The sequence below is a fragment of the Pseudomonas wayambapalatensis genome, assembly GCF_049942315.1.
Lineage (GTDB): Bacteria > Pseudomonadota > Gammaproteobacteria > Pseudomonadales > Pseudomonadaceae > Aquipseudomonas > Aquipseudomonas wayambapalatensis.
Genome location: NZ_JBNFMU010000127.1, coordinates 1 through 2,345, shown reverse-complemented (window position 1 = coordinate 2,345; position 2,345 = coordinate 1). Strand labels below are relative to the sequence as shown.

The following is a 2,345-nucleotide window of genomic DNA, read 5'->3' as shown; positions in this document are numbered from 1 at the left end:
CCTGGACACCTGGCCCAGCCAGGCCCCAGGCCTGCACCTGGAAGGCGAGCACCTGGCCTATGTGATCTATACCTCCGGCTCCACCGGTCGCCCGAAAGGCGTGGCCATTGCTCACCGCAACGTCGCCGCGCTGGTGGCCTGGTCGCAGCAGGTATACAGCCAGGCGGACATTCAGGGCGTGCTGGCCAGCACCTCGATCTGTTTCGACCTGTCGGTGTGGGAGCTGTTCGTGACCCTGGCCGGTGGCGGTTTCATCGTGGGGGCGCGCAACGCCCTGGAGCTGCCGGAGCTGGCAGCGCGGGATCGGGTGCGCCTGATCAACAGCGTGCCGTCGGCAGCCAGTGCGCTGCTGCGCGCCGGACAGATACCGGCGAGCGTGCGCATCGTCAATCTGGCGGGCGAGCCGCTGAAGCAGTCGGTGGTGGAGGCGCTCTACGCGCTGGAGCACATCCAGCACGTCTACGACCTCTACGGCCCTTCGGAAGACACCACCTATTCGACCTGGACCCGCCGCGAAGCGGGCGGGCAGGCCAACATCGGCCGCCCGTTGCACAACACCGCCAGCTACCTGCTGGACGGCGAGCTGCAATCGGTGCCGGTCGGGGCGACGGCGGAGCTGTACCTGGCAGGCGAGGGCATCACCCGCGGCTATCTGCTGCGTCCGGGGCTGACCGCCGAGAAATACCTGCCGGACCCGTTCGCGGCGGACGGCTCGCGGCTGTACCGCACCGGTGACCTGGCGCGCTACCGCGAAGACGGCGTGCTGGAGTACGCCGGGCGTGTGGACCATCAGGTGAAGGTACGTGGCCTGCGTATCGAGCTGGGTGAGATCGAAGCGCGTTTGCAGACTCATGCCGACGTCCGTGAAGTGGCAGTGATCGCGCATCAGGGCGAGCTGAGCACCCAGCTGGTGGGTTATGTCGTCGCTCCCGCGCTGCACGACAATGCCGAGCCGCTCAAGGCCTGGCTCAAGCAGACCTTGCCCGACTACATGGTGCCCACCCACTGGCTGTTCCTCGAACGTCTGCCACTGACCCCCAACGGCAAGCTCGACCGCAAGGCGCTGCCAGCGCCGCAGGCCAGTGCTCCGGCACGCCAGGTGGCACCGCGCAGCGTGCTGGAAAAACGCCTGGTGGCGATTTGGGAGGAAGTCTTGAAGGTTTCGCCGATTGGTGTGACCGACAACTTCTTCGAGCTGGGCGGCGATTCGATCATCTCGATCCAGGTGGTCAGCCGGGCGCGTCAGGCGGGCATTCGCTTCACGCCCAAGGCGCTGTTCCAGCACCAGACCGTTCAAGGGCTGGCGACCGTGGCCCAGGAAGGCGAGGGCGCGCAACTGATCGAGCAGGGCCCGCTCAGTGGCGAGATGCCGCTCTTGCCGATCCAGCAGGCGTTCTTCGACACCGATATCCCCGAGCGTCACCACTGGAACCAGTCGGTGCTGCTCAAGCCTGCCCAGCCGCTGCACGCGGGTTACCTGGAGCAGGCGTTGCAGGCGCTGGTCGCGCACCACGATGCGCTGCGCCTGAGCTTCACTGAAGGCGAGGCCGGCTGGCAGGCGCAGTATCGCCCGCTCGGCGAGCAGCCAACCGAGCTGCTCTGGCAGCGCACCCTGAACACTGCCGACGAACTGGAAGCCCTGGCCGAATCGGCCCAGCGCAGCCTGTCGCTGGGCGACGGCCCGCTGCTGCGCGCCGTGCTGGCCGACCTGCCAGACGGCAGCCAGCGCCTGCTGCTGGTGATCCATCACCTGGCGGTGGACGGGGTATCGTGGCGCATCCTGTTCGAAGACCTGCAACTGGCCTTCGAGCAACTGAGCAGCGGCAAACCCCTGGCCCTGCCGGGCAAGACCAGCTCGCAGCGCGACTGGGTCGAGCAACTGCGCCAGCACGCCAGCACGAATGCACTGGAACAACTGGAGTACTGGCAGGCCCAGAGCCGCGAACTGAGCGCCGAATTGCCCTGGGACCGAGCCGAAGGTGGCCAGCGCAATCGCGACGGCAGCACGCTCTATTCGCGACTGGACAAGCAGCAGACCCGCCGCTTGCTGCAGGATGCCCCGGCAGCCTATCGCACCCAGGTCAACGACCTGCTGCTGACCGCCCTGGCCCAGGTCGTCTGCGCCTGGACCGGCCAGGCCCATGCGCTGGTGCAGTTGGAAGGCCATGGCCGCGAAGACCTGTTCGAGCACCTCGACCTGACCCGCAGCGTCGGCTGGTTCACCAGCGTATTCCCGCTGCGCCTGACCCCGGCGGCAGGCCTGGGCGACTCGCTCAAGCAGGACGCGTTTTACCCCATGCTTGCGCGCCGCTTCGTAGATGTGGAACACCCCGCAGATATTGGGG

General features: G+C 67.3%; 1 protein-coding gene. It reads left to right on the top strand.

Going from position 1 to position 2,345, the window contains the following annotated elements; all coding sequences use genetic code 11:
• On the top strand, positions 1-2,345 hold a 2,345-nt coding region (locus tag ACPZMI_RS07230), incomplete at both ends, for a condensation domain-containing protein (RefSeq protein ID WP_426351962.1).